The 26,255-nt window shown below is 40.9% G+C and carries 5 protein-coding genes; all 5 read left to right on the forward strand.

The genetic code is table 11. The features are described 5' to 3' along the window. A complete protein-coding gene (locus tag G7092_RS03325) occupies window positions 1-20,583 on the forward strand; it encodes a non-ribosomal peptide synthetase (protein ID WP_166086164.1) in 20,583 nt (6,860 codons plus the stop codon). Continuing rightward, on the forward strand, window positions 20,580-22,844 hold the full coding sequence (gene fabD, locus G7092_RS03330) for an ACP S-malonyltransferase (protein WP_166086166.1): 2,265 nt from the start codon (window positions 20,580-20,582) through the stop codon (window positions 22,842-22,844). The genes G7092_RS03325 and fabD overlap by 4 nt, the downstream gene beginning before the upstream one ends. Before the next feature lie 10 nt (window positions 22,845-22,854). Next, window positions 22,855-24,480 (forward strand): acyltransferase domain-containing protein, encoded by a 1,626-nt coding sequence (locus tag G7092_RS03335; RefSeq protein ID WP_166086168.1) that lies wholly within the window; start codon window positions 22,855-22,857, stop codon window positions 24,478-24,480. Between the two features lie 95 nt (window positions 24,481-24,575). After that, window positions 24,576-25,187, forward strand: a complete 612-nt coding sequence (locus G7092_RS03340; RefSeq protein ID WP_166086170.1) for a TetR/AcrR family transcriptional regulator — start codon at window positions 24,576-24,578, stop codon at window positions 25,185-25,187. A 47-nt stretch (window positions 25,188-25,234) separates the two neighbouring features. Then, complete coding sequence (locus G7092_RS03345; RefSeq protein WP_166086172.1) at window positions 25,235-26,026, forward strand: 4'-phosphopantetheinyl transferase family protein; 792 nt, start codon at window positions 25,235-25,237, stop codon at window positions 26,024-26,026. Window positions 26,027-26,255 lie beyond the last annotated feature (229 nt).

Below are 26,255 nucleotides of genomic sequence, written 5' to 3' on the forward strand. Positions count from 1 at the left end.
ATGAGCGAGCAAAGATTTAGCAGTATTTATACGGGGGCAGAGTTTTTTTTACAAGATCATCAAGTATTAGGAGATCAGATATTACCAGGAGTAACGTATCTGGAAATGGCACGTGCGGCAGGAGAGTATGCAGGTGGAGCCAGGGTCACGCAAATAAGGGATATCAACTGGCTGCAACCGATTAAGGTAAATGAATCAGCAGTGGAAGTGCATATCAGTCTTTTTGGAACAGATGAGGCAATAGGGTATGAGATCTATACAGAGGCAGGCGATCGGCAATTGCACGGACAGGGGATCCTTTTAAGCGGAGCTCAGCCAGAACCTGCGCGTCATGATATCGGGGCGTTAAGATCCAGCCTGTCTCATACAGAACAAGGAGATAGTTATTACGAAAAATTCCGCTCTGTTGGTTTGCATTACGGGGAGAGCTTCCAGGGCATCCGGGAGATCAGTTATAGCGAAGAGTCTGCCTTATCACGGATTGCACTACCACATCAGGCAGGTTTCGTATTGTCACCAGGACTGCTGGATAGTGCGCTTCAAACCTGCATGGGGATAAGCTTGGCCTCAGGCGAGCAGCAGCTGATGCTGCCTTTTAGTGTTCGTGAGGTTACTATTTACCAGGAGCTGCCGGAAGAAGTATGGTGTTATGCGCGCCAGGACCGGAGCGGTAAACACTCAGGTAGTTATGATCTGGAGCTGCTTAATGCTTCAGGCGAAGTATTGGTTCAGTTTACCGAGCTGGTATTATTATCGCTGGAAAACAATACGGAGAAGACATCACCGGAAACAACCAGCATCGGTATGCAGCTGTATACTTCAGGCTGGCAAATGGCAAAATCAGAGACAACAAACCAGACCGAATCTTTACCCACATTGGTATTATTGGCCGGTGGCCCGGCATTGTTAGCAGATAAACTGCAGGAAGCCCTGGCATGCGAAGTAAAAACGATCACTGCATCACAGCCGGAGACTTTCTTTATAGCGATACAGGAAGAGTTGCAAAAGAGCTGGCAGCAAAAGCCGGGTATGGAGGTACAGGTGGTTTGTACCCATGCCGATTACCTGGATTATGGGTTTATCTCGGGGCTATTGCAAACAGCAAGTCAGGAAAATCCCAAAATACGGGGAAAGGTTGTAGTAGTAGACAGCCTGAGGATGAATGATGTAGAAGCATTAACGCTTATCCTATCCTCAGAACAAAATAGTAAAGATCAGGAAGTTCGGTACCTGTCAGGCGTTCGTGAGGTAAAAGGGATAGCACCATTAAATCCCATAGAAAAGCCAAATGGTCTCAGTATCAAAGCCGATGGTGTTTACCTGATCACAGGAGGCAATGGCGGTTTAGGTGAGCACTTTGCTCAGCACATCAGCAAAGTATCCGGAGCGCGGGTAGTACTCGCAGGAAGAAGTGAGTTAGACCAAAGCAAACAAGCATTAATAAATAGTCAAAAAAACACCGCCTATTGCCGCTGCGATGTAAGCAAAGCAGAAGAAGTAACATCACTGATCAGTACGATCATGGAAAGGTACGGACGGCTGGATGGTATTATTCATAGCGCAGGTGTTATCCGGGATAGTTATATCCTGAATAAAACAGCAAAAGAGATACAGGAAGTATTTGCGGCTAAAGTAGGGGGGGCGAAAAACCTGGACAATGCCACATCGTCAATAGCACTTGACTTTATGGTTTACTGTTCGTCGTTGGCGGGAGTATTTGGTAATGCAGCACAGGCGGACTATGCCTCGGCAAATGCCTGGCTGGATAACTATGCGCATTACCGGGAAACGGAGCGCAAGGCAGGCAAACGGCATGGGCAAACGCTGAGTATCAACTGGCCATTATGGGCATCGGGTGGTATGCAGATCGGGGCAGAGAACGAGCGTTATATGGCCTATCATTATGGTCTGTTACCCATGCCGACATCGGAGGGGTTAGATGCGTTTGAAAAGTTATTAAACAATGCAACGGTACAGGGTATCGTATTATATGGGTATCATGATCAACTATCAGCTTTAACTGGACAGGCATCACCGGTAACCAAACTTGCCACAGCTGCACCGGTTGCTGTAGCTGATGAGGTGTTATATGCCGCTGCTGTAAAATACCTTCGTGGTTTATTAGCCGCAGTGTTGGGAATGGCGGAGGAGAAGCTGAAAGCGAAAGTTCATTTTGAAAACTACGGTATCGATTCCATCCAGATTACCCGGTTAACCAATCGTCTGGAAGAAGTATTTGGCCGTTTGCCACGTACCTTATTTTTTGAATACCGGAACCTGGAAGAGCTTTGCCATTATTTTATACAAGATCATCAAGCAAGCCTGTTAATCCTTACTGGTTTAAATACAAGCAAGCCCGTTAAAACCAATGCGCTAAGAATCGCACAGGAAAATAAACTTAGTGAGTTGGCAAATAAAAAGGCTGTTCAGACAAAGTCCGAAACACTAAGCAAAGCCATACCGAACAAAGATATTGCCATTATCGGGATCAGCGGCCGTTATCCGGAGGCAAAGAATTTGAAGGAGTTCTGGGAGAACCTGAAAGCAGGTAAAGACAGTATCACAGAAATTCCCTCAACGAGGTGGGAAATGACAGGTTTCTACGATGAAGAAAAAGGCAAGCCAGGTAAGAGCTATAGCAAATGGGGTGGCTTTATGGATGATATTGACAAATTTGACCCTCTATTTTTTAATATATCTCCACGTGAAGCTGCGTTGATGGATCCGCAAGAACGCTTGTTCCTGCAAACCGCATGGGAAACCATAGAGGACGGTGGCTATACCCGAACCAGGCTGCAAGAAATCGACCATGATGAAAATGGATTGGATTCGCAGGTTGGTGTTTATGTAGGAGTGATGTATGAAGAGTATCCATTATTTGGCTTGGAGGAGAGATTAAAAGGAAACTTTATTAACCCGGGGGGCAGTCCGAGTGGTATAGCTAACCGGGTGTCATACTTTCTGAATCTTCATGGCCCAAGCACCGCTGTTGATACGATGTGTTCTTCGTCTTTAACAGCAATACACCTGGCTTGTGAAAGTATTCAAAACGGTAGCTGTAAATTGGCTATTGCAGGTGGAGTAAATTTAAGTGTACATCCCAATAAATACCAGATGCTGAGTCAGGGCGGTTTTGCCTCAAGTACTGGTCGTTGTGAAAGTTTTGGTGAAGGAGGAGATGGTTATGTACCCGGTGAGGGCGTGGGCGCGGTATTATTAAAACCACTTCAACAGGCCATAGCCGATGGCGACCGGATATACGGCGTTATCAAAGGAACCGCAGTTAACCATGGTGGTAAAACCAATGGTTATACGGTACCTAATCCAAAAGCACAAACAGCGGTGATCAAAGCCGCCATGAAAAAGGCAGGTGTTCAGGCCGAAGATATCAGTTATATAGAAGCCCATGGCACCGGTACAAGTTTGGGCGACCCGATAGAAGTAGCCGGATTAAGCAAAGCTTTTGGAACCACGAGCAAACAGTTCTGCAGTTTGGGCTCAGTAAAATCCAATATCGGTCATTGTGAATCGGCAGCAGGTATATCCGGGCTAACGAAGGTATTGTTACAGTTGCAACACCGTCAGCTGGTGCCATCGCTGCATTCGGCAGTTTTAAACCCGAATATAGATTTTGAAAATAGCCCCTTTAAAGTACAGCAGGAACTGGCAGCCTGGGAGTTACCGAATGGTAAAGCCCGCATAGCCGGTATTAGCGGTTTTGGAGCTGGCGGCAGCAATGCACATGTCATTATTGAAGAATACACGGGTAAACCAGCAACTGTTTATCAAAATACAGATCCGGTAATCATTGTATTATCAGCACGTGATAGCACGCGTTTGCAGGAGCATGTATTCAATCTGAAAAAACATATAGAGACTTATCCTGAGATCAATATTCATGAGGTAGCTTACACGTTACAAACCGGTCGTGAGGCGATGGAAGAGCGACTGGCATTTATTGCAGCTGATAAGGAAGAGTTGTTGCAGCATTTGAGTAATTACCTGGAAAATAAAATACAAGATTTGTTAACCGGCAATATCCGGAAAGATGCCCCCGGCTTTTTACTGGAAGGCAAAGCAGGTAAGGCGTATCTGGAAAGCGCAATAAATGAAAAGGAAGGCCGTTCATTAGCACAGTTATGGACTAAAGGTATTCACATTGATTGGAATCTGTTGTATACCGATGAAAGTCCGTCGCTGATCAGCTTGCCAACATATCCTTTTGCCAGGGAACGTTGCTGGTTCCCGCAATCCACGGCTGTATCTCTCGTAACAGCATCCAAACTACATCCTTTATTACACAGTAACACTTCTAACCTTAAAGAACAACAATTTACCAGCACTTATACAGGTAATGAACCATTTCTAACGAATCATCAGATAAAGGGAATAAGAACATTACCAGGTGTGGCTTATCTGGAAATAGCCCGGGCCGCGGCCGAAATAGCTGTTCAAGAAAAAATAACGCAATTAAAAGATATAGTCTGGTATAGTGCTATACAAGTCAAAGATATCCCTCAAACAGTTTATACCAGCTTGTATACAGTAAGTGATAATGTTGAATATGAAATATATACTAACAACGGAACGGAACAGTTGCACTGTAGTGGGACATTGGTTACAAAAACGCAGGCTATTCCTGAAAAACATGATCTGGCCGCTATAAAGACAGGGTTAGTACATGAAAAAGAAGGGAGTGCCTGTTATGATTTGTTTAAAGCAGCAGGCTTGGAATATGGTAACAGCTTTCGAGGTATACAAACGTTGTATTATAACGAAGATGTGGCATTATCCAAAATTCATTTACCTATAGAAAAAGAATACGTATTTACTCCGGGTATATTGGATAGTGCTTTACAAACCTGTATTGGTATTCAGTTGGCTGAAGAAAAACAGGAAATACTATTGCCTTTTAGTGTAAGTGAAATCACGAATTACCTGCCATTGTCTGAAGAAATATGGTGTTATGTACGAAAAAACCGGACGAGTAAACAGATAAGCAGTTATGATATTGATCTGTTAAATACAGCAGGAGAAGTATTAATCCGCTTTACGGAACTAGTGCTGGTATCACCAGACGGATTTTCGACTGGCAAAAATGATTCTGAAAAAACAACTGCTGAAATGCATTTGTATACCACCGAATGGCAGGCAAAATCGATCCAAACAACCGATTTGGCGTTAAATGGGTTAAGTCCGTTAATTATATTAGCCGGAGGTGATGCTGCTTTGGCTGGCAGGCTTCAGGAAAACTTGGCATCGGTAGTAAAGGTCAGCAATCATGATGCCGAAGAGAGTTTTTTTAATGATGTTTTATTAACGGTTAAGACAATACTACCACAAAAAAGAGCAGCTCAGGTCATTGTGATTTGTAATAATACTAACTATTATAAATATGGTTGTATAACAGGTCTTTTAAAAACAATAACTCAGGAAAATTCCCAGGTCAGCGGAAAATTGATCCAGGTGGATGACGTCATATTTCAGGATGTAGAAGCATTAACACTTATCCTATCCTCAGAGCAAAATAGTAAAGATCAGGAAGTTCGGTACCTGTCAGGCGTTCGTGAGGTAAAAGGGATAGCACCATTAAATCCCATAGAAAAGCCAAATGGTCTCAGTATTAAAGCAGATGGAGTCTACCTGATCACAGGAGGGATCGGGGGATTGGGTCAGCACTTTGCCAAGCACATCAGTAAAGTATCCGGAGCGCGGGTAGTACTCGCAGGCAGAAGCGAGTTAGACCAAAGCAAACAGGCATGGGTAGCCAGCCAACCCGGCACGACTTATTACCGCTGCGATGTAAGCAAAGCCGAAGAAGTGACAGCGCTGATCAGTACGATCATGGAAAGGTACGGACGGCTGGATGGTATTATTCATAGCGCAGGTGTTATCCGGGATAGTTATATCCTGAATAAAACAGCAAAAGAGATACAGGAAGTATTTGCGGCTAAAGTAGGGGGGGCGAAAAACCTGGACAATGCGACAGTTGGAATAGCGCTTGACTTTATGGTTTACTGTTCGTCGTTGGCGGGAGTATTTGGTAATGCAGCACAGGCGGATTATGCCTCGGCAAATGCCTGGCTGGATAACTATGCGCATTACCGGGAAACGGAGCGGAAGGCAGGCAAACGGCATGGGCAAACGCTGAGTATCAACTGGCCATTATGGGCATCGGGTGGTATGCAGATCGGGGCAGAGAACGAGCGTTATATGGCCCATCATTATGGTCTGTTACCCATGCCGACATCGGAGGGGTTAGATGCGTTTGAAAAGTTATTAAACAATGCAACGGTACAGGGTATCGTATTATATGGGTATCATGATCAACTATCGGCCTTAACAGGTCAACCCACTCAAGCAACAAGATCCAACACAACTACGCCGGTTGCTGATGAGGTGTTATATCCTGCTGCCGTAAAATATCTGCGTGGTTTATTGGCCACAGCATTGGGAATGGTAGAAGAGAAGCTGGAAGCGAAAGTTCATTTTGAAAACTACGGTATCGATTCCATCCAGATTACCCGGTTAACGAACCTTTTAGAAGAAGTATTTGGCCGCTTGCCGCGCACCTTATTTTTTGAATATCGGAACCTGGAAGAGCTTTGCCATTATTTTATACAAGATCATCAAGCAAGCCTGTTAACCCTTACAGGTTTAAATATAATGGCAACGGAACAAAACGCTATTGTCAATACTGTTCAACCACAGATACAGGCAGGCAAGAATCGTCGCCAGCGTTTTGTGGCAATACAGCCAGTGAATGATAATCAGAATAACATTAAAGATATTGCAATTATAGGTATCAGTGGCCGCTATCCGGGAGCAAATAACCTGAATGAATTTTGGGAGAACCTAAAAGCAGGTAAAGATTGCATTACTACAATACCAGGCGAGCGGTGGAATGCAGATGAAATTTATAGCCTGGAAAAAGGACAACCTGGTAAAAGCTATAGCAAATGGGGGGGATTTATGGACGATATTGACAAATTTGATCCCCTGTTTTTTAATATATCTCCACGTGAAGCAGAACTTATGGATCCGCAGGAGCGCTTGTTTTTACAAACTGTTTGGGAAACTATAGAGGATGCTGGCTATACAAAAGATAATCTGAGATCAGCAGGTAGTAAAAACGGTGCAGATGTAAAAATTGGTGTATATGCAGGTGTAATGTACGAGGAATACCAATTGTTTGGTGCCGAAGAAAGATTAAAAGGGAATTTCGTTACCCCGGCGGGTATTGCCAGTAGTATTGCCAATCGGGTATCGTATTTTTTTAATTTTAATGGCCCTAGCATGGCTATAGATACCATGTGTTCATCATCTTTAACAGCCATTCATTTAGCTTGCAGAGATATGCAGGCAGGGGATGCAGATATAGCTATTGCGGGTGGTGTGAATATAAGTGTACATCCCAATAAATACCTGATGTTGAGTCAGGGGCGCTTTGTGTCGGGCGCAGGTCGTTGTGAAAGTTTTGGAGAGGGAGGAGATGGCTATGTACCCGGCGAAGGCGTAGGTGCGGTATTATTAAAACCACTGCAACAGGCCGTAGCTGATGGCGACCGTATATATGGCGTTATCAAAGGAACCGCAGTTAACCATGGTGGTAAAACTAATGGTTATACGGTACCTAATCCAAAAGCACAAACAGCGGTGATCAAAGCTGCCATGAAAAAGGCAGGTGTTCAGGCCGAAGATATCAGTTATATAGAAGCCCATGGCACCGGTACAAGTTTGGGCGACCCAATAGAAGTAGCCGGATTAAGCAAAGCTTTTGAAACCATCAGCAAACAGTTCTGCAGTTTGGGATCAGTAAAATCGAATATTGGTCATTGTGAATCGGCAGCAGGTATATCCGGGCTAACGAAGGTATTGTTACAGCTGCAACACCGTCAGCTGGTGCCATCACTGCATTCGGCTGTTTTAAACCCAAATATCGATTTTGAAAATAGCCCCTTTAAAGTACAGCAGGAGCTGGCAGCCTGGGAGTCACCGAATGGCAAAGCTCGCATAGCCGGTATCAGTGGCTTTGGGGCTGGTGGCAGCAATGCTCATGTCATTATTGAGGAATATCAACCCGCTGTGACTAAACTTGTTGAGTATCCATTACAGGCAATTATTGTTCTTTCTGCCAAACAGCATAACCGGATAAAATTGCAGGTAACCAACCTTGTGCAATTTTTGGAATCGCATCCTGGTTCCAAATTGCATGATGTGGCCTATACGCTCCAAAACGGTCGCGAAGCAATGGATGAACGACTCGCTTTTGTTACAGATAGTATAGATCATCTACTTTCACAATTGAAAGCGTTTTTAGATAACAAGATTACTGAACCCATTATAGGGAATATCCGGAATGTACAATTAAGAGAGTTACCCGCCTATGAATCAAAAGAAGATCTTCAAAGGGCTATACTGAGTAAAAACTATACCGAGCTGGCTAAACTATGGGTACGGGGGGAAACCATAGATTGGACATTGTTATATGCTAATGGTAAGCCAGCCAAAATTAGTTTGCCTGCCTATCCTTTTATCAAAGATCGTTATTGGATACCGGTAACTGAGCAGCATGTTATTCAACAACAATCAGATAAACTGCACCCGTTATTGCATAACAATGAATCGAATCTGCATGAACAGTTATTTACCAGTATTTACAGTGGTAAGGAAGCTTTTCTATCGGCAAGCAAAATACCTAATATAAAAGAACTTTCGGCATCGGCATTGCTTGAACTGGTACGTGAGGCCGGTGAAAGAAGTTTGCGTGCAAAAGTTACACAAATGAGAGAGGTCACCTGGGCGGACCCAATCAGAATAAATGGTACTCCCGCCAAAGTGAATATAAGCGTATTCCCAACAGGTAAGGATATTGCCTATTCAATTTACACGCACAATAAAGATGGCGAAGAGCAAGTAAACGGTCAGGGTATGCTGGTTATACAACAACAACCTGAGCCTGAAAGTTTAAATATAAAAGAGATTCTCTCCCGCCAGCAACGCACTATAGAAAAAGATGCTTTTTACCAACTATTTTCCAAAATGGGAATAATTAATAATAGCTCATTTATGGAAATTGAAGCATTATACTATAGTGAAACAGAGGCACTATCGAAGGTAAGCTTACATGTCGTTGAAAACTTTGTATTATCCCCGGGTATACTGGATAGCGTTGTGAAAATATGTATGGGGTGGCTGTTTGATACAGGTGGTCGGTTTATATATCGACCAGCTGGAGCAGCAGAGGTGACACTTTATAACCCATTGTCCCATGTGGCATGGTGCCACGTTGTTCGTCGTGATCGACAGAAAGCTAATAATAGCACAGTTTGCTATGATGCAGAACTTTTAGATGATCAGGGTAATGTTTTGCTTCGTTTTAAAAACTTAATATTAGAGCCGGAAAATGAACAGATAGAAGCCGCTGAACAGGAAAATGTTCACTTCGATGCTCCTTGTGTTTACAAACCTGTATGGGAACGTGTTCTCATAACGCCATCATTTTCGTTAAGAAAAGGAAAGCATTTAATTGTAGCAGGTAATTCAATGCCATCATTTGCAGGTGAGCTGCAGCAGCTACTTAAGGAAAAGGGGTGTGAAGTTGAAATTGTTAAAAATCTGGAAATTGTTCCATTGTGCATAGTAAGCATATATTTATTGCAGGGCTTATTCAATTTATCAAAAGAAGTTTCGCCTAAGAATGATTATTTGCAGAAAGAACAGGCCGTATTTAACTCTATTCAGACATTATTACGTTCGCCGCTAAAAGAACAGCCGTTGAATTTAATGGTTTTTACATCTAATACGCAGCGAGTATTAACCACAGAAGAAGTAATGGCATCAGGTAGTGGCATTATCGGCTTAACCGGTACGTTACTAAAAGAACAACCCCAATGGACTGTAAGCAGAGTTGATCTGGAAAGTACAGATACCAATAAAATTGATTGGGTGAGCGCTCTGATGGCGGGCAATAACAAGGATAATGATTTAATCTGCTTGCGTAGTGGCCATAGCTATCGTCAGCGCTTGTATCAGGTAAATCTTTCAACGAATAAGCCTTCTCGGTTTAGAAATGGTGGTGTTTATGTTTTATTAGGCGGAGCAGGCGGCATCGGGAAAACTACAACAGCATACTTGGTTAAAAACTATAACGCACAAGTGATTTGGCTGGGCAGACGGCCTCTGGATACAACAATTATTACCTCGCAAGAGGAAATAGGATGTTTAGGAGTGAAACCAGCTTATTTTCAATGTGATGCAACCAGCAAACAGGAGGTAGAGCAAGCCTATGAGGCCATCAAAAAGGTTTATAAGGAAGTACACGGTCTTTTCCATTCAGCTATTGTGCTGAATGATATGTTACTTAAAAACATGACGGAGGATGACTTTAAAACCGTTTTTGAACCTAAATCATTAGCGAGTCATTACCTGGTTGATGCGTTTCAGTCTGAACCGCTTGATTTTATCTGTTTTTATTCATCGGCACAATCATTACTGCAAACACCCGGGCAAGGAAATTATGCGGCAGGATGTTCTTATAAAGACAGTTATGCGTTAAATTTAAAACATAAACTGAAGGCTCCGGCATACATTATTAATTGGGGTTATTGGGGTGAAGTAGGTATTGTTGCGGCGCCGGTTTTCAGGGAAAGAATGGAGCTTGCAGGTGTGGGAAGTATTACTGCTGAAGAAGGAATGCGTTTATTGGAAACCGTATTAAGCGGTGACCAGGAACAAGTTTTGGCTATAAAACTGAATGACACGGTGATAACAGCTATACCGTCTATCATAAACAATGTGATTATCGAGCCTGTGTATACAAATTCCATAGTGAGAATTGAAGTATTAAAAATCGATGCGCTCACAAAATCAGATGACGCTGATAAGGCCTTTTTAGAGCTTTGCAGTAAAGGCATATTACAAGTTCTGTTGAAAATGGGACTTGAAAGTAAGCAACAGGATAATCAAAGTTTACATGAGTTAAGAAAAGCACTTGATATATCAGATACTTATGAGCCCTTGTTTTTTGTGATCATTAAGCTATTAAAAGAAAAGCACTATCTGGAAGAAAAAGGAGGCAGGCTGTTTATTAAGCAAGACATACAAGATTTCTTATTGCAAAATGCTGTAGCCCTTATTACCGCCGAGCATAAAGAATACTTACCTCATGGTACTTTATTAAGTCTTTGTTTAAATGCCTTTCCTGAAATTTTAACAGGTAAACAACAGGCTACGGAGGTTATGTTTCCGGGTGGTAGTTTAGATTATGTAAGTGGAATTTATCAAGGAAATAGACAATCTGACTATTTCAATACATTATTGGCTGATATTATTAAAAACAGCGTAGCCAATGGTATTAAACAATTACAACCAGGCGAAAAGATTAGGATACTGGAGGTAGGGGCAGGAACAGGAGGAACCAGCAATATTGTTTTTAAGGCTCTTGCTCCTTATAAGGATCATCTCGAATATATGTACACTGACCTGTCACGAAGCTTTCTTTTATATGCAGAACAGCACTTTAAAGAAATAGCCCCCTACCTGGAAACCGGCATCCTGAATATTGAACAACCACCAGTTGAACAGCACATGTTAGCGGGCAATTATGATATTGTTATAGGTGCCAATGTGGTACATGCTACTAAAAACATGACCGTAACGCTTAATAATATCAAATATCTATTAAAAAAAGACGGACTGCTGTTATTAAATGAAATAGCGAGAACTGAGTTGTTTACCACCTTAACCTTCGGTTTGCTTGATGGCTGGTGGTTATATGAAGATAGTGACATCAGGCTAAGTGGTAGTCCGGGCTTATCCGCAGTAAATTGGAATACCGTATTATCTGAAACGGGCTATTTGAATACACAAAGTTTACCGGCTATATCAGGGTTATCTCAACAGATCGTATGTGCTAAAAGTGATGGTATGATTCATACCGTGCCGGTTAAATCAAAACAAACCAATATGAAGATAAATATTGATGCTGATAAAAGTATTAGATACACAGAAGCACAGGATAGCAGTTGGTTAACGGATACACTAATTAATATTGCGGCTAACCTAATCAAGTTGCCCCCACAAGATTTTGATGTACATACCCAATTTATGGATTATGGATTTGACTCCATTCTGGGTATGGAGCTGATTAAAAATATCAACGAAAAATTAGAGGTTTCTCTGAAACCTACTGATTTATTTAGTTATTCCAGCATAACGCAAATGACCAGCTATCTGCAACAAACCTATCCAGATAAATGGCGGTTTGAAACAGTAGTAAATACGGTTCGGGTTTTACCCATTACATCGCAGGTTACAACACCAATTATTCCAGCGAAGAAGACCAGATTTACTGCTGAAACAGGTAACACAACTACCTCAATGGTGGTAGAAAACGATATTGCTATCATTGGCTTAAGCGGTCAGTTTGGTACTGCCGGGAATATGGATGCATTTTGGCAAGTTTTAAAAGAGGGTAAAAGCCTTATAGGTGAAATACCCGCGGATAGATGGGACGGTGAGGTTACTAGCAATGCTTCAAAATGGGTAGGAAGCTTTTTGAATGATATCGACAAATTTGATCCGATGTTCTTTAAAATATCAGGCAGTGAAACCGAAATGATGGATCCGCAGCAACGTGTATTCCTGGAACATTGCTGGAGAGCTATTGAAGATGCCGCAATTAATCCCCGGACACTCAAAGGAAGCAAATGCGGCGTTTACGCGGGAGTATCACCCAGCGATTATAACATCCGTGAAAGTGAAGAGGCTTCTGTAATGTGGGGTAACTCCAGTGCTATATTGGCTTCCCGTATATCCTATCTGTTAGATTTGAAGGGACCTGCGATATCTGTGGATACGGCTTGTTCAAGCTCATTGGTAGCTATGGATATGGGGTGCGCAAGTTTGCAAAAAGGAGACACGGATTTGATTATTGCCGGAGGGATTAATATCATGACCACCTCCGGGTTTTATACATTGGCTTCCAGGGCTGGAATGATGTCGGCCAATGGCAAATGTTACACATTTGATAAACGGGCTGACGGTTTTGTTCCGGGTGAGGGCGTAGGCGTGGTTGTTTTAAAACGCTTGTCAGACGCAGAACGCGATGGCGATCATATTTATGGGGTTATTAAAGCCAGCTTAACTAATCAAGACGGGGCCTCCAATGGTATTACAGCACCGAGTGTTTTATCACAGCAGGAACTGGAAAAAGAAGTTTATCAAAAATTCAATATTAACCCCGAGTCTATCAGTTATGTAGAAGCGCATGGTACGGGCACTAGTCTTGGTGATCCTATTGAACTGGAAGCCTTAACCGCGGCTTTCCGAACCTATACACAAAAACAACAGTATTGTGCCATAGGAAGTGCTAAAACTAATATTGGTCACACGCTGGAAGCATCGGGCATGGCTGGTGTATCAAAAATTCTATTATCGTTAAAGCATAAGCAATTACCGCCAAGCCTTAATTATGAGGAGTGCAACCCATTAATAGATATTATTAACAGTCCGTTCAAGGTACAGCGGGATCTGGGCGAATGGAAAACAGAAAACAACCAGCCCAGACGTGCAGCTATCAGCGGCTTTGGCTTTAGTGGCACCAATGTGCATATGGTTATAGAAGAATATATCGCACCGCAAAAAGCAACTCAACATAATTCTGGACCTGCTATCATAGTACTTTCAGCTAAAAATGCCGAGCGGCTAAAAGATCAGGTTAATAATTTATTAAACTTTATTAAATCGCACCCAGACGATCATCTGCAAGATATGGCTTATACCTTACAGGTAGGCAGAGAAGCGATGGAAGAACGGCTGGCAATAATTGCCCGCGATAAAACAGAGTTACAAAAGTTATTATCTGAGTTTCTGGCCGGGAAAAATGATCAGTTAATCGCTGGCAATATCAAGAAGGATAAAGCAGACTATTTATTACAAGGCGGCGCCGCGCAAGCGTATATCAGTTATGCCCTGAAGCATCAGGAATTGAAATCTATTGCTGCTTTATGGGTTAAAGGCGTTGATTTTAACTGGAATTTATTGTACCCTTTTAATAGGCCCCAACGAATCAGCTTGCCAACTTATGCTTTTGCCCGCCAACGGTATTGGGTATCTAAACAAGAAAAGCAGGTAGTGCAGGTGAATAGCGATAGCCTCCATCCTTTACTGCATAGCAATACTTCTAATTTGAAAACGCTGCAATTCACCAGCATTTTCACAGGTAAAGAATCGTTCCTGGAGCATCATAAAATTAGTACCGAAAAAATACTTCCAGGAGTAGCTTACCTGGAAATGGCCCGAATTGCAGGATGTAAATTAACAACACAGCAGGTTACCCGGTTAAAAAATGTTTCCTGGTTAAGCCCAATTCATGTAAACGGTAAGCCGGCGACGGTCAATATCCGTTTGCAGGGTGCAGGCGATGATGTAAAATATGAAATTTATACATCGGCAACTGAAGATCGAATACACAATCAGGGCCGTATCAGCATACAACCAGCGCAAGCTCCACCACGTTTAGATCTGGAAGGGATCAAAAATAGGTTCACACAATCAGTTGATCGTGAAAAATGCTATGATATATTCAGGCAAATTGGATTAAACTACGGCTCCAGTTTCCAGGGGATTGAGAGGTTATATTATAGCGATAATGAGGCGCTTTCAAAGATCAGCTTACCCAAAGAGGGGGCTTTTATGCTTTCGCCAGGATTATTGGACAGTACGCTGCAAACCTGCATGGGGCTGAGTTTTGGAAGAAAGGAAACATCAATGGAGTTACCTTTTAGTGTCAAAGAGGTTACTATTTATCATGAACTGCCGGAAACAGTGTGGAGCTATGTCAGGAAAAGTGATCTGAATAACAGTGATCAGATAACTAATTATGACGTTGATATAGTAGGAGAACAAGGCGATATTTTAGTAACCTTTAAAAATTTTGTTACTCTCCCCGCTCCCGGATCAGTAAAAGCCATCAAATCGGATGATAATGAAGGCGTACTTCTTTTTACCAGTAAGTGGGTGGATCAACCTGCTGTAAACCCGTTGCAACCAGAGTGGGATACCATGCCTATGATTTTGCTTGCCGGTGGTTCTTTTCAGCTTGCTGAAAATTTAAGCGCTACGCTTGAAATAGAAGTGAAAATCATTTCTGGAGAAACCGCTGAAGAAGCATTGTTAAATGTATTAACGATTGTAAAAGAGAAAATGAAGGGCAAGGTTGCTTCACATATTCTGGTATTGTGCAGCAATGAAGATTATGTGGAATACGGCTATATATCCGGATTCCTAAAAACCGCTAAGATCGAAAATGCAGAATTAAGTGGTAAAGTTTTAGGAGTAGATAGTTTGTCAATAAAAAACGTCACTGATTTGACAGAGATTTTACTGGCAGAACAGTTTACTACCGATACAGAGGTACGTTATGAAGCAGGTGTAAGAAAGATAAAACAGATCCAGGAAATAAAAGTAGACGATTGCGATCTGGTTAAAATTAAACCGGGTGGCGTATATCTGATTGTGGGTGGCGCCGGCGGACTTGGAAGCGTTTTTACAGACTATATCAATAAAGTACCGCAAACAAAAGTGATCCTGATTGGCCGTAGCGAATTGAGCGAAGAAAAGCGAGCTGCATTAGCAGCATTATCTTCTGCAGAATATTTTAAATGTGATGTGAGCAACAAAACTGAGGTTGTTAACCTGGTTCGCCTGATCAAAGAAAAGTATCAACGGCTTGATGGTGTTATACATTGTGCAGGTGTTTTGCGCGATGGTTTAATTATCAACAAAACCGCCGATGATGTACGGCAGGTATTGGCATCTAAGGTTACTGGAATAAAAAATATTGACGAGGCTACTAAAGAAGAAGCGATTGACTTCATCGTATTCTTTTCAGGAATAGCAGCCACAATAGGCAATATAGGGCAGGCCGATTATTCGGCTGCCAACGCCTATATGGATAACTATGCACAGTACAGGGAGGCCGAGCGGGTAAGAGGAAAAAGAAAAGGCAAAACATTAAGCATTAACTGGCCCTTCTGGAAAGATGGGGGCATGCAAATTAATACGGATAGCATTACCCATCTTGAAAACAATTGGGGCATGTTGCCTCTGCCTTCTGATGCAGGTACCTGGGCTTTTGAAAAACTACTGGGAAGCATTTATAGCCAGGGAATGGTGGTATATGGGCATGAAAATAAAATACGACAAAAATTATTGTCAGAACCTGTAATAAAGGAAAAAAGAATTATTCGTAAATCATCTGAACAAACAGATATACCTGGCTTGAAAGAGGTAATAGCCGAAAAAATACTGGAAATCACGGCTGCGCTGTTAAGGCTACCTGTAAGTGATATTGAACAGGATGAAAAATTAAGTGATTATGGATTTGACTCTATTTTACTGATCAAATATTCTAATGAAATCAATGATTTTTATGATATTGATTTAACCCCAGCAATATTCTACAATTACCTTACTGTTAATGATCTTACTCAGTTTCTATTAGAGGAATACAGGGAGAAGCTATTAATCAGGCATCCTATAAAATTGGATCAGGAAGAGGTCATAGCTCCCGTAACCAAAACCCAGGATATGCTGCAGGTTATAGACCCAGAGCATTATCCGCTTTCAGAAGGGCAAAAAGGCTTATGGTTTATACAACAATTGGAACCCGCAAATATTAATTACAATGTGCCCGTATCATTTATTATTCCTGGTAATATTAATGAAAGACTCATCAAAGAATCATTTCGGTTACTATTGGAAGAACACCCTTTATTAAGATCTAGCTTTAGGAAAGATACTCTTACCGGAGATGTATATAATCAGATCAATACAGTAGAACAGTCGCTGTTTTTTGATTACGCCGAAATTGATGAGCAGCAAGATATAAAGGAAATGTGTTGGTCGCTGATCCGAAGGCCTTTCAACCTTGAGCATGATAGTCCTGTACGGTTGTTTATCAGGACTAAGAAGAGCACGCAGAAAAACTATATTCTATTTGTATTTCACCATATCATATTTGATGGTATGTCAAGCGCTATATTTTTAGCTTCCTTTTTTGAGAAGTATCAATATCTACTGACTGGTAAAGGGACAATTACAGCTAATGAACCTGATTTTTCATACTTCAGTTTTGCCAAATGGGAACAGGAGTTTATCAATAGTAGCAAGGGCGCAAAATGCTTAACCTACTGGCAGCAAAAGCTGTCGGGGGCTTTACCAGTACTGGCATTGCCTTATGACAAACCTGTAAAGTTAAACGTAAGTACCACGAGCATAGGTAGTGAAAGTATTCAAATTGACCAACAGGAATTTCAACAGCTAAAAACCTTATGCCGTACACTGGATGTGAATATGCCTGTAATGATAGCCGGTATATTTAATATGCTGCTTCATAAGCTCACCGGACAAGAGGATCTTTTAATACTGATGCCTACAGTGGGCAGGCCTCGTAAGGAATATGAAAAAAGCATTGGTTATTATGTAAATATGATGGTTGTCCGTAATCATGTTTCAGCTGAAATGACATTTAATGAGCTATTACGGTCAATTAAAAATGAGTTCATCAATGGTATGTCTAATGCGGCTTATCCGTTGCCAAGGCTATTAGCAGATCTGCATATAGAGCGCTCAGGCGGCCGGGAAACGCCGCTCAAGGTATCCTTCATTTATCAAAGCATCTTTGATGGAATGTCCTCTGAGGGGGGCATACCCGGAATCGAGATCTATGATGAGGTATATCAGGAAACCGCACATATATATTCCCTTGATATACAGGAAATGCATAAAGCATTGATTATCAATTTAAAATATGATGATGATATGTTTTATGCAGCCACAATTCGCCAGCACCTGGGATATTTCAGCCAAATGCTGAAGGAGGTAATGGAAGATGCCTCTAAACCATTGAAGGCATATGAAATACTGTCGACTGAGGAAATTCGTCACCTGTTACTAGAGCGTAATGAATCGGCTGCTGAATACCCAAAGAACAAAACGCTGGCTGATCTTTTTGATGAGCAGGTATTGAAAACGCCTCAGAATTTAGCAGTGGTGCACGATGGTAAACGAGTCACCTATCAGGAACTAAATGATATGGCAAATCGATTAGCAAATTTTCTAAAAAAATCAGGTGTTCCAAAAAATGCTCCTATATCCATTGTTTCTCACAAAAGTTTAGAACAAATATGGGGGGTACTCGGCATTGCTAAGGCAGGATGCTATTATATACCAGTAAAAGGTGGGCTACCGAAAAACAGGATCAATGAATTGATTGTGCAATCAGAATCAAAGGTTGTGCTTGTACAACGTGATTATCTCGACAAGATTGACCATTCAGAAACCGTAAATGTGGTTGTTCTGGAAGAAGCATTATTTAGCGATGAAGCGTCAACCCATGAAACTGTAAAAGTGTCTGATACCGAACTGGCCTATATCATATTTACATCCGGCTCTACAGGTAAGCCAAAAGGGGTAATGATTGACCACAGGGGCGTTGTGAATACGCTATATGATATGAACGCTCGTTTCAAGATCACGCAAAACGATAAGATTTTCGGTATATCTGATTTGAACTTTGATCTGTCGGTTTATGATATCTTCGGCGTACTCGCTTGCGGGGCTGCATTAATATTACCACTTGAAAGTGAAAGACATCATCCCGATATATGGATGAAGTACGTAAAGGATGAAGGCGTAACCGTTTGGAATTCTGTTCCTCAAATTGTTAACCTGCTTATTGACAGGCAAGAAGAAACAGATGATAACCTGCTTACAAGCTTGCGCTTATATTTTATGAGCGGAGATTGGATACCCCTGGAGCTTCCGGATAGAATAAAACGGATCAATGCACATAGTGAGGTATTTAGTCTTGGCGGTGCTACAGAGGGCTCTATCTGGTCTATTTACTTCCCAATCGGAGAAATTGATCCGTTATGGAAAAGTATCCCATATGGCTATCCGCTTGGTAATCAGGAAATGTATGTACTGGATGTTAACTTGGCGCCATGCCCGGTTAATGTTCCCGGCGATATTTATATTGGAGGGATAGGCGTAGCCAAGGGGTACCATAAAGATCCGGAAAAAACAGCCGCCAGTTTTATTGATCACCCTAAATTGAATAAACGTTTGTATCGTACCGGCGATTTAGGTTTTCAACATCCAGGTGGATATATGATGTTTCTGGGCCGGCAGGATGGACAGGTAAAGATCAACGGTTTTAGGGTAGAATTAGGTGAAATTGAAACCATATTGCAACAATCTGAGTTTGTGAAGCAATGCGTTGTGCTTACTACAGATGATGCTCAACGGAATAAGCTCTTAGTAGCATATGTGGTTGTAAATGATGAGCTTAATGTCATAACTCTTCAGCAATATCTACGAATCTATCTGCCTGATTATATGGTGCCATCCATTTTTGTAGAGATTGATAAAATACCCTTGTCTTCAAATGGTAAAGTTGATCGTAATGCCTTACCCTCCGTAGATATGAGTAGTGTAAATACACAACAGTATGAAGCAGCCCGCGATGAGGTAGAACAAGAATTGGTTGCCATTTGGTCGCAGTTATTAAACGGAGTCCAGGTTGGTATTCATGACGATTTCTTTCAGGTGGGTGGTAATTCCTTAACCATGATACAATTAGTACATAAAATAAACACCAGGTTTAATAAAGACTTACAACTGATTGAAATTATGAAAAATCCAACCATTGCTCAAATGAAAACACTCCTTGATGTTGTGACAAAAGATCAGGATTCAAACGCTTCCATTTTAACACTAAGAGAAGGCTCTACGCAAGATGCTTCATTTATTATTCCAGGAGCATTAGGATCAACAGATGGTTATTATCATCTGGCTACTAACTTGCCGGGCCAGGGGGCTGTATATGGTTTGCAGATGAAGGGACTTAATGGCAAAGAAGAGCCAAATAGCTCCATACAGGAAATGGCTGCCCACAACTTGGCATTGATTAAATCAATTAACCCAATAGGTAAGATCTCGCTGCTGGCACATAGCTATGGAGGTATTGTAATATATGAAATGCTGAAGCAGGCCGCGTTAATAGCTATTGAAGTTGATGAAGTCATATTACTCGATTGTTTTGTTGATCCTCTTTTATCGTTCCATGCATTGTCGGAGCTTGATAAGCTGGGTACCTATTTCAGGGCGCTGCTTAAGTTTAGTCAACCTGAGCTTGATGAGGAAGAAGCTGAATTTATAATTACCTGCATGGGGCAATCAGATGCAGATAAACGGATGGAGTTTATTTGTGATATCGTAAATACGTTGCCGGCCAACCTGATAATACAAATGTGGAAAGTATTTTATGCTTCAGTATCTGCCAGTTACAAGATGACTGAAAAGCTTGATTATGCCATCACGTTTGTACAGGCGGATAACTCACAGCTTTCCGGAGAAGATTGGGGAGAAGAAGGTTCTGCAGCCGGATGGGATCAATACTTCAGCATAATAAAGTTAATGAATACAGAGGCTAACCATTTTACAATTGTAAACGAGCCTCATTGTACCGAGTGGTTAACAAAAATCAATAACGAACAAATTTTATCAGCTATATGAAAGTAGTTATGTTTCCCGGACAGGGATCGCAGTATAAAGGGATGGGTAAGGAGTTATTTAACTCTTTCAAACAGGAAACCCTTATGGCATCAGACATATTAGGATATGATCTGGAAGAGTTATGTATAAAAGACCCAAACAAGCAGTTAAACAGAACTGATTTTACGCAACCAGCTCTATACGTAGTTAATGCATTTGCCTATTATGCCAATCAACCACACAGTCGGCCCAGTTATTTAATAGGTCATAGCCTGGGAGAATACAATGCACTGCTTGCCGCAGAAGCTTTTGATTTTAAAACCGGGTTAAAGCTGGTGAAAAGAAGAGGGGAACTGATGGCTGCGGCATCTGGCGGCGGTATGGCGGCAGTATTGGGCCATAAAGCCGAAGTTGTGCAGCAAATGCTTTTAGATGGAGGATATACCGATATTGATATCGCCAATTTTAATACTTCCACACAAATTGTGATTGCAGGGCCCCAGCATACTATTGACCGGGTTGTAGAGGATTTTGAAGCTCAAAGTATTAAAATAATTCCATTAGTTGTTAGTGCTCCGTTTCATTCTCGCTATATGCAGCCTGCAGCAGTAGAGTTTAATAATTTTCTGCAAAACTTTCAGTTTTTGCCCTTGCAAATACCCGTAATATCTAACGTAACGGCAAATCCATACACAAATGAAGAAGTGAGTACTTTGCTGGCCAGGCAGATTGTAAGTTCTGTGCGATGGACCGATACCATACGCACCCTGATGGGCATCGGAATTACCGCTTATGAAGAAATTGGGAGTTCTATTTTAACCAAAATGGTTAACGACATTAAAGAGAACTGTACGCCACTTACAAGAATCGAAGATAGGGCCAAAAGTATTTCTGATGTACCGGCAACTGCTGCGACAAATGAAAAAACATGTTTATCTACGCGTTTAGGCAGTTTGGCATTTCGCGAAAACTACGGTATAAAGTATGCTTATGTTGCAGGCGCTATGTATAGAGGAATAGCATCGCCCCAATTAGTAGTACGTTTAGGGAAGGCAAATATGCTGGGATTTTTAGGTACAGGCGGAATGTCATTGGAACAAATGGAAAAAGGCATTCAGCAAATTCAACAACAGCTTACTAAGAATGAGGCATATGGGGTGAATCTTCTTCACAATCTGAATGATCCGGAGTTTGAAATGAAGGCAGCCGAACTTTTCCTGCGTTATGGAGTTAGCAATATCGAGGCTTCTGCTTATATGCAGATTACTCCGGCCCTTGTATATTATCGTCTAAACGGTTTGTACAAGAATCAGGATGGTCAGCCTGTTTGTAAACATAATATACTTGCAAAAGTGTCAAGACCAGAGGTTGCCGAAATATTTATGAGGCCGGCTCCTGAAAAAATGGTTAGACACCTCCTGGAAGACGGACTAATCACATCTGAACAGGCTGAACTCTCCAGATTAATACCTATGAGTCATGATATATGTGTAGAAGCTGATTCAGGCGGACACACAGACAGGGGAGTAGCCATGGTTTTATTGCCTTCTATTCAACGTTTAAAAAAAGATATAACAGAAGAATACGCCTATGGTAGCCTGATCAGAGTAGGTCTTGCAGGTGGAATAGGCACACCCCAAGCGGCAACCTGTGCTTATATGATGGGAGCAGATTTTATTTTGACCGGATCCATTAACCAATGCACAGTGGAGGCAGGCACAAGTGATGCCGTAAAAGATCTTTTACAAGATATCAATGTACAGGACACTGATTACGCACCAGCTGGTGATATGTTTGAAATTGGGGCTAAAGTGCAGGTATTAAAAAAAGGGGTGTTGTTTGCAGCAAGAGCTAATAAACTTTATGTATTGTATAATCAACACGCAGGACTGGAAGAGATACCAGAAAAAACATTAACGCAATTGGAGAAAACCTATTTCAATAAGCCTATTACAGATATATGGGAAGAAGTGAAGGTTTATTTTAACCGTATAGGGCAACCTGCAGAAATCAGTAGAGCAGAACAGAATCCAAAAAATAAAATGGCACTCATATTTCGCTGGTATTTTGGATATACTAATAACCTGGCATTTGAAGGTAATATAGAAAATAAAGTAAACTTTCAGATACATACAGGGTCTGCGTTGGGGGCCTTTAACCAATGGGTAAAAGGTACTCCATTGGAAAGCTGGAAAAAAAGGCATGTGGATGAAATAGGAGTGAGCATTATGGAAGGCGCAGCAAAAATGTTAGAAGAAGCATCATTAATGATCAATAATTAATAGAAAATTCATGCAAAACACGAAAATCATTGATCGTCATGTCGTGTTGTTATTCTCTGGGCAGGGTAGCCACTACCGGGGAATGGGACAGCAACTATATGAGCAAAACGAGGTATTCAAAAATAGCATCGAAAAGATGGACCTGGTTGTACGGCAACAATTGAGGCGGTCACTGATAGATGAATTATATATTAAGACCGACGAACCTTTTGATGATCTGCTCATAACTCATCCGGCAATAGTTGCAGTTGAAATTGCATTATTTCATGTGATTCAGGAACTGGGAATTAAACCAGCGTATGTGTCTGGTAATAGTTTAGGCGAATTTGCTGCAGGAGTAGCAAAAGGCATATGGAGCGCGGAGACTGCTGTAATAGCAGCAATAGAACAGGCTAAATCAATCCAGCGATGCCATATAGAAGGTGGATTGCTTGCTGTTTTAGCTGAAGAAGAAAAAATGCGCAGCCTTTACAAACAACATCAGCTTTTTTTGGCTGCCGATAACTTTCCGGGACATTTTACATTGGCAGGTAGCCTGTCGCAGCTTGATCAGTTTGAGATGATTCTGACAAAGCAAAATATCACTTTTTTAAGATTACCTGTAGCGAGTCCGTTTCATTCGCCATTAATGAGGGATGCCGAGCGCAGTTTTAGGTATCATACAGGCTGTAGCCCTCAATTGCGTCAGGCAGAACATGGGTTCGTTTCAGGTTTCTCCGGTCAGGAATTGTCTGTATTGCCAGAAAATTACTTTTGGGAAGCTATATTTCAGTATACCAATTTCCCGGCAGTTATAGATTTCTTTATTAAAAAAGGCCCCTGCTTATTTCTTGATATGGGGCCATCAGGTACAATTGCTACGTTTAGTAAATATAATTTACGGCCCTCTGCCAATTCTGTAGTTTTTCACATTATGAATCCCTTTAAAAAAGAAATGGAACAATTAGAAAAATTGAAGGAAATGATAATGGCAGACCAGAAAGCAAAAGTGGAAAAATTCCATGTCTCTGGTTCTGATATCAAAAATCAATGCTATGTATGCCATAAGAACAATACGGGGATTTTGGTAGATCCTGCATGGGATTACGATTTAATCAATGATTATTTGTTGGATAACAGAATCTTATTGAAGGCTATCCTGCTAACTCATGCTCATAAAGATCATACGGACTTGGCTGCTGTTTTTTCAGAGGCCTATGGAGTACCCGTTTATATGTCGGCCCTTGAAATTCATCAATATAGTTTTGAATGTCCCAACCTGCAGCCCGCCATCCATTTAGAGGAAATTATCATTTCAGATTACTCTATCGTTCCAATACATACACCGGGGCATACTATTGGTAGCATGTGTTTTCTGATCGATGGGCATATTTTTACTGGTGATACCGTTTTTATTGAAGGGGTAGGTATCTGTGATAATATCAATGTTAATCTACTGTTTGATTCTATACAGTTTCTGAAACAATATTTACCTGCCAATACTATTTGCTGGCCCGGACATTCATTTGGTGATACGCCGGGTAAAGATTTTGGGTTTTTGCTGAAAAATAACATTTACTTTCAATTTGATGACCGGGCGCAGTTTGTTGAATTTAGAATGCGTAAGAATAGTTTTGACGCCTTTGCTTTTAAATAAATCAGATCGGATAATGCATTTAAATTATAAGTGGCAGATGGATTGGATGCTTAATCCAAATATGATTTTACAGGCAATGAAAGTGAAATTTAAAAATGGCTGAAAGAAAAAAAAATGGTAACCTTCAAATGAAAGAGCTGATCTGCGCTGCTGCGGTACAGGTTTTTTCGAGGAATGGATATAGTAAAACGTCAATTAGAAATATTGCGGATGCTATAAAATACAGTCCAGGGACACTATACCTGCATTATAAAGATAAGGATGAACTGCTTTACGCAGTTCGGCATCACGGATTTATTAAGCTAATGAAGAAAATAAAACTCGGGGCCAAAAGCCTTAACCCGCTTAAAAGATTAAAACAAATTTGTAAACTATATGTGTTATTTGGTCTGGAAAGCCCAGATCTCTATGATTTGATGTTTATCATTCGTGCGCCAATGAATGTAGATAGTAGCCGGCATAAACCTAATGATGAAGGTCTTACTGATTATTTTCGAAAATGCCTGAATGACTGTATTCAGCAGCAGCTTTTATACATTGATAATGTGGATCAAGGCTATCTTCAGATATGGTCTATGGCACATGGAGTGGTTGCACTTAATTTACGTTGTCGTTTAAAGGTCTTTAGTCAGGATGAAATAACTCATCAGATTCTCTTAACTACGATTGATAATTACATTGATACGATAACCAAAATAGATTTGTAACAAACAGAATACTCCTCTTTAAGGAAATATTCTTTAATTTTTTATTTATGCTAACTCATGTTGCTATTGAAAAATTATTGGTGAAAAGAACGGATCGTGAGTTTCTGGCCTATATCACGGCTATAAACCTAACGCTTGATAATTTGATTGTTTTATCAGAGGCATTTTTACATCCGGATGAACTTCGTTACTTTATGTCGTTACGAGTGCCAAGAGCTCAACACAGTTATTTGTTGGGCAGATATGCAGCGAAAATGGCAGTGGGAGCATATATAAACAATCCTGTTTTTACAGATATACGAATATATCCCGGTGTGTTTAATCAGCCTATCTTGCAGTTACAAAATGTTAGGAATGTACAATTGAGCATAGCTCATTCCGGTGAAATGGGAATAGCGATAGTTTTTCCAGAGGATCACCCAATGGGGGTAGATGTGGAGATAATTTCCAGAGAAAAAAGCGAAACTATTAAGCAGATTATCACTGAAAAGGAACTGGGGCGTTTGTTTTTGTTAAATGTTGATACAGATATAGCTCTTACGATATTATGGACTATTAAAGAAGCTCTGTCCAAAATAATGAGAACCGGCCTAATGACCCCTTTCCAATTATATGAAGTTGCAGATGTGGAATATAAAGATGAAGTTGCAATTGGTTATTTTACTAACTTCCCCCAGTATAAATCACTTTCCTGGATTTCTGATCATCATGCATGGTCTATCGTTTTACCTAAAAACAGCCAGGTAGATTTTGCCGCAATTAATCATTTCCGTCAAACATTAAACAGCGTATCATCCGATGCGTTATTATCAAATGCTCAACCAATATTATCTTATTAAAAATAAACTATAAAGATAATTTAATATAGATAAGATTGGTATTCATGTTAAATTAAATCCAATCGATTGGGATCGAATTCAATAATAAAATCAAATTAACTTTAGATTAATTTGTAACGAGAAAACGAAATATTTATTATTAAAAGGTATTTTAATTTATATTTAGTTATTGATTAATATATAATGGATGTGTACTTTAGGCAATAAAACATAAAACTCACCAAGAAAG

This window comes from Mucilaginibacter inviolabilis, assembly GCF_011089895.1.
In the GTDB taxonomy this organism is placed as follows: domain Bacteria; phylum Bacteroidota; class Bacteroidia; order Sphingobacteriales; family Sphingobacteriaceae; genus Mucilaginibacter; species Mucilaginibacter inviolabilis.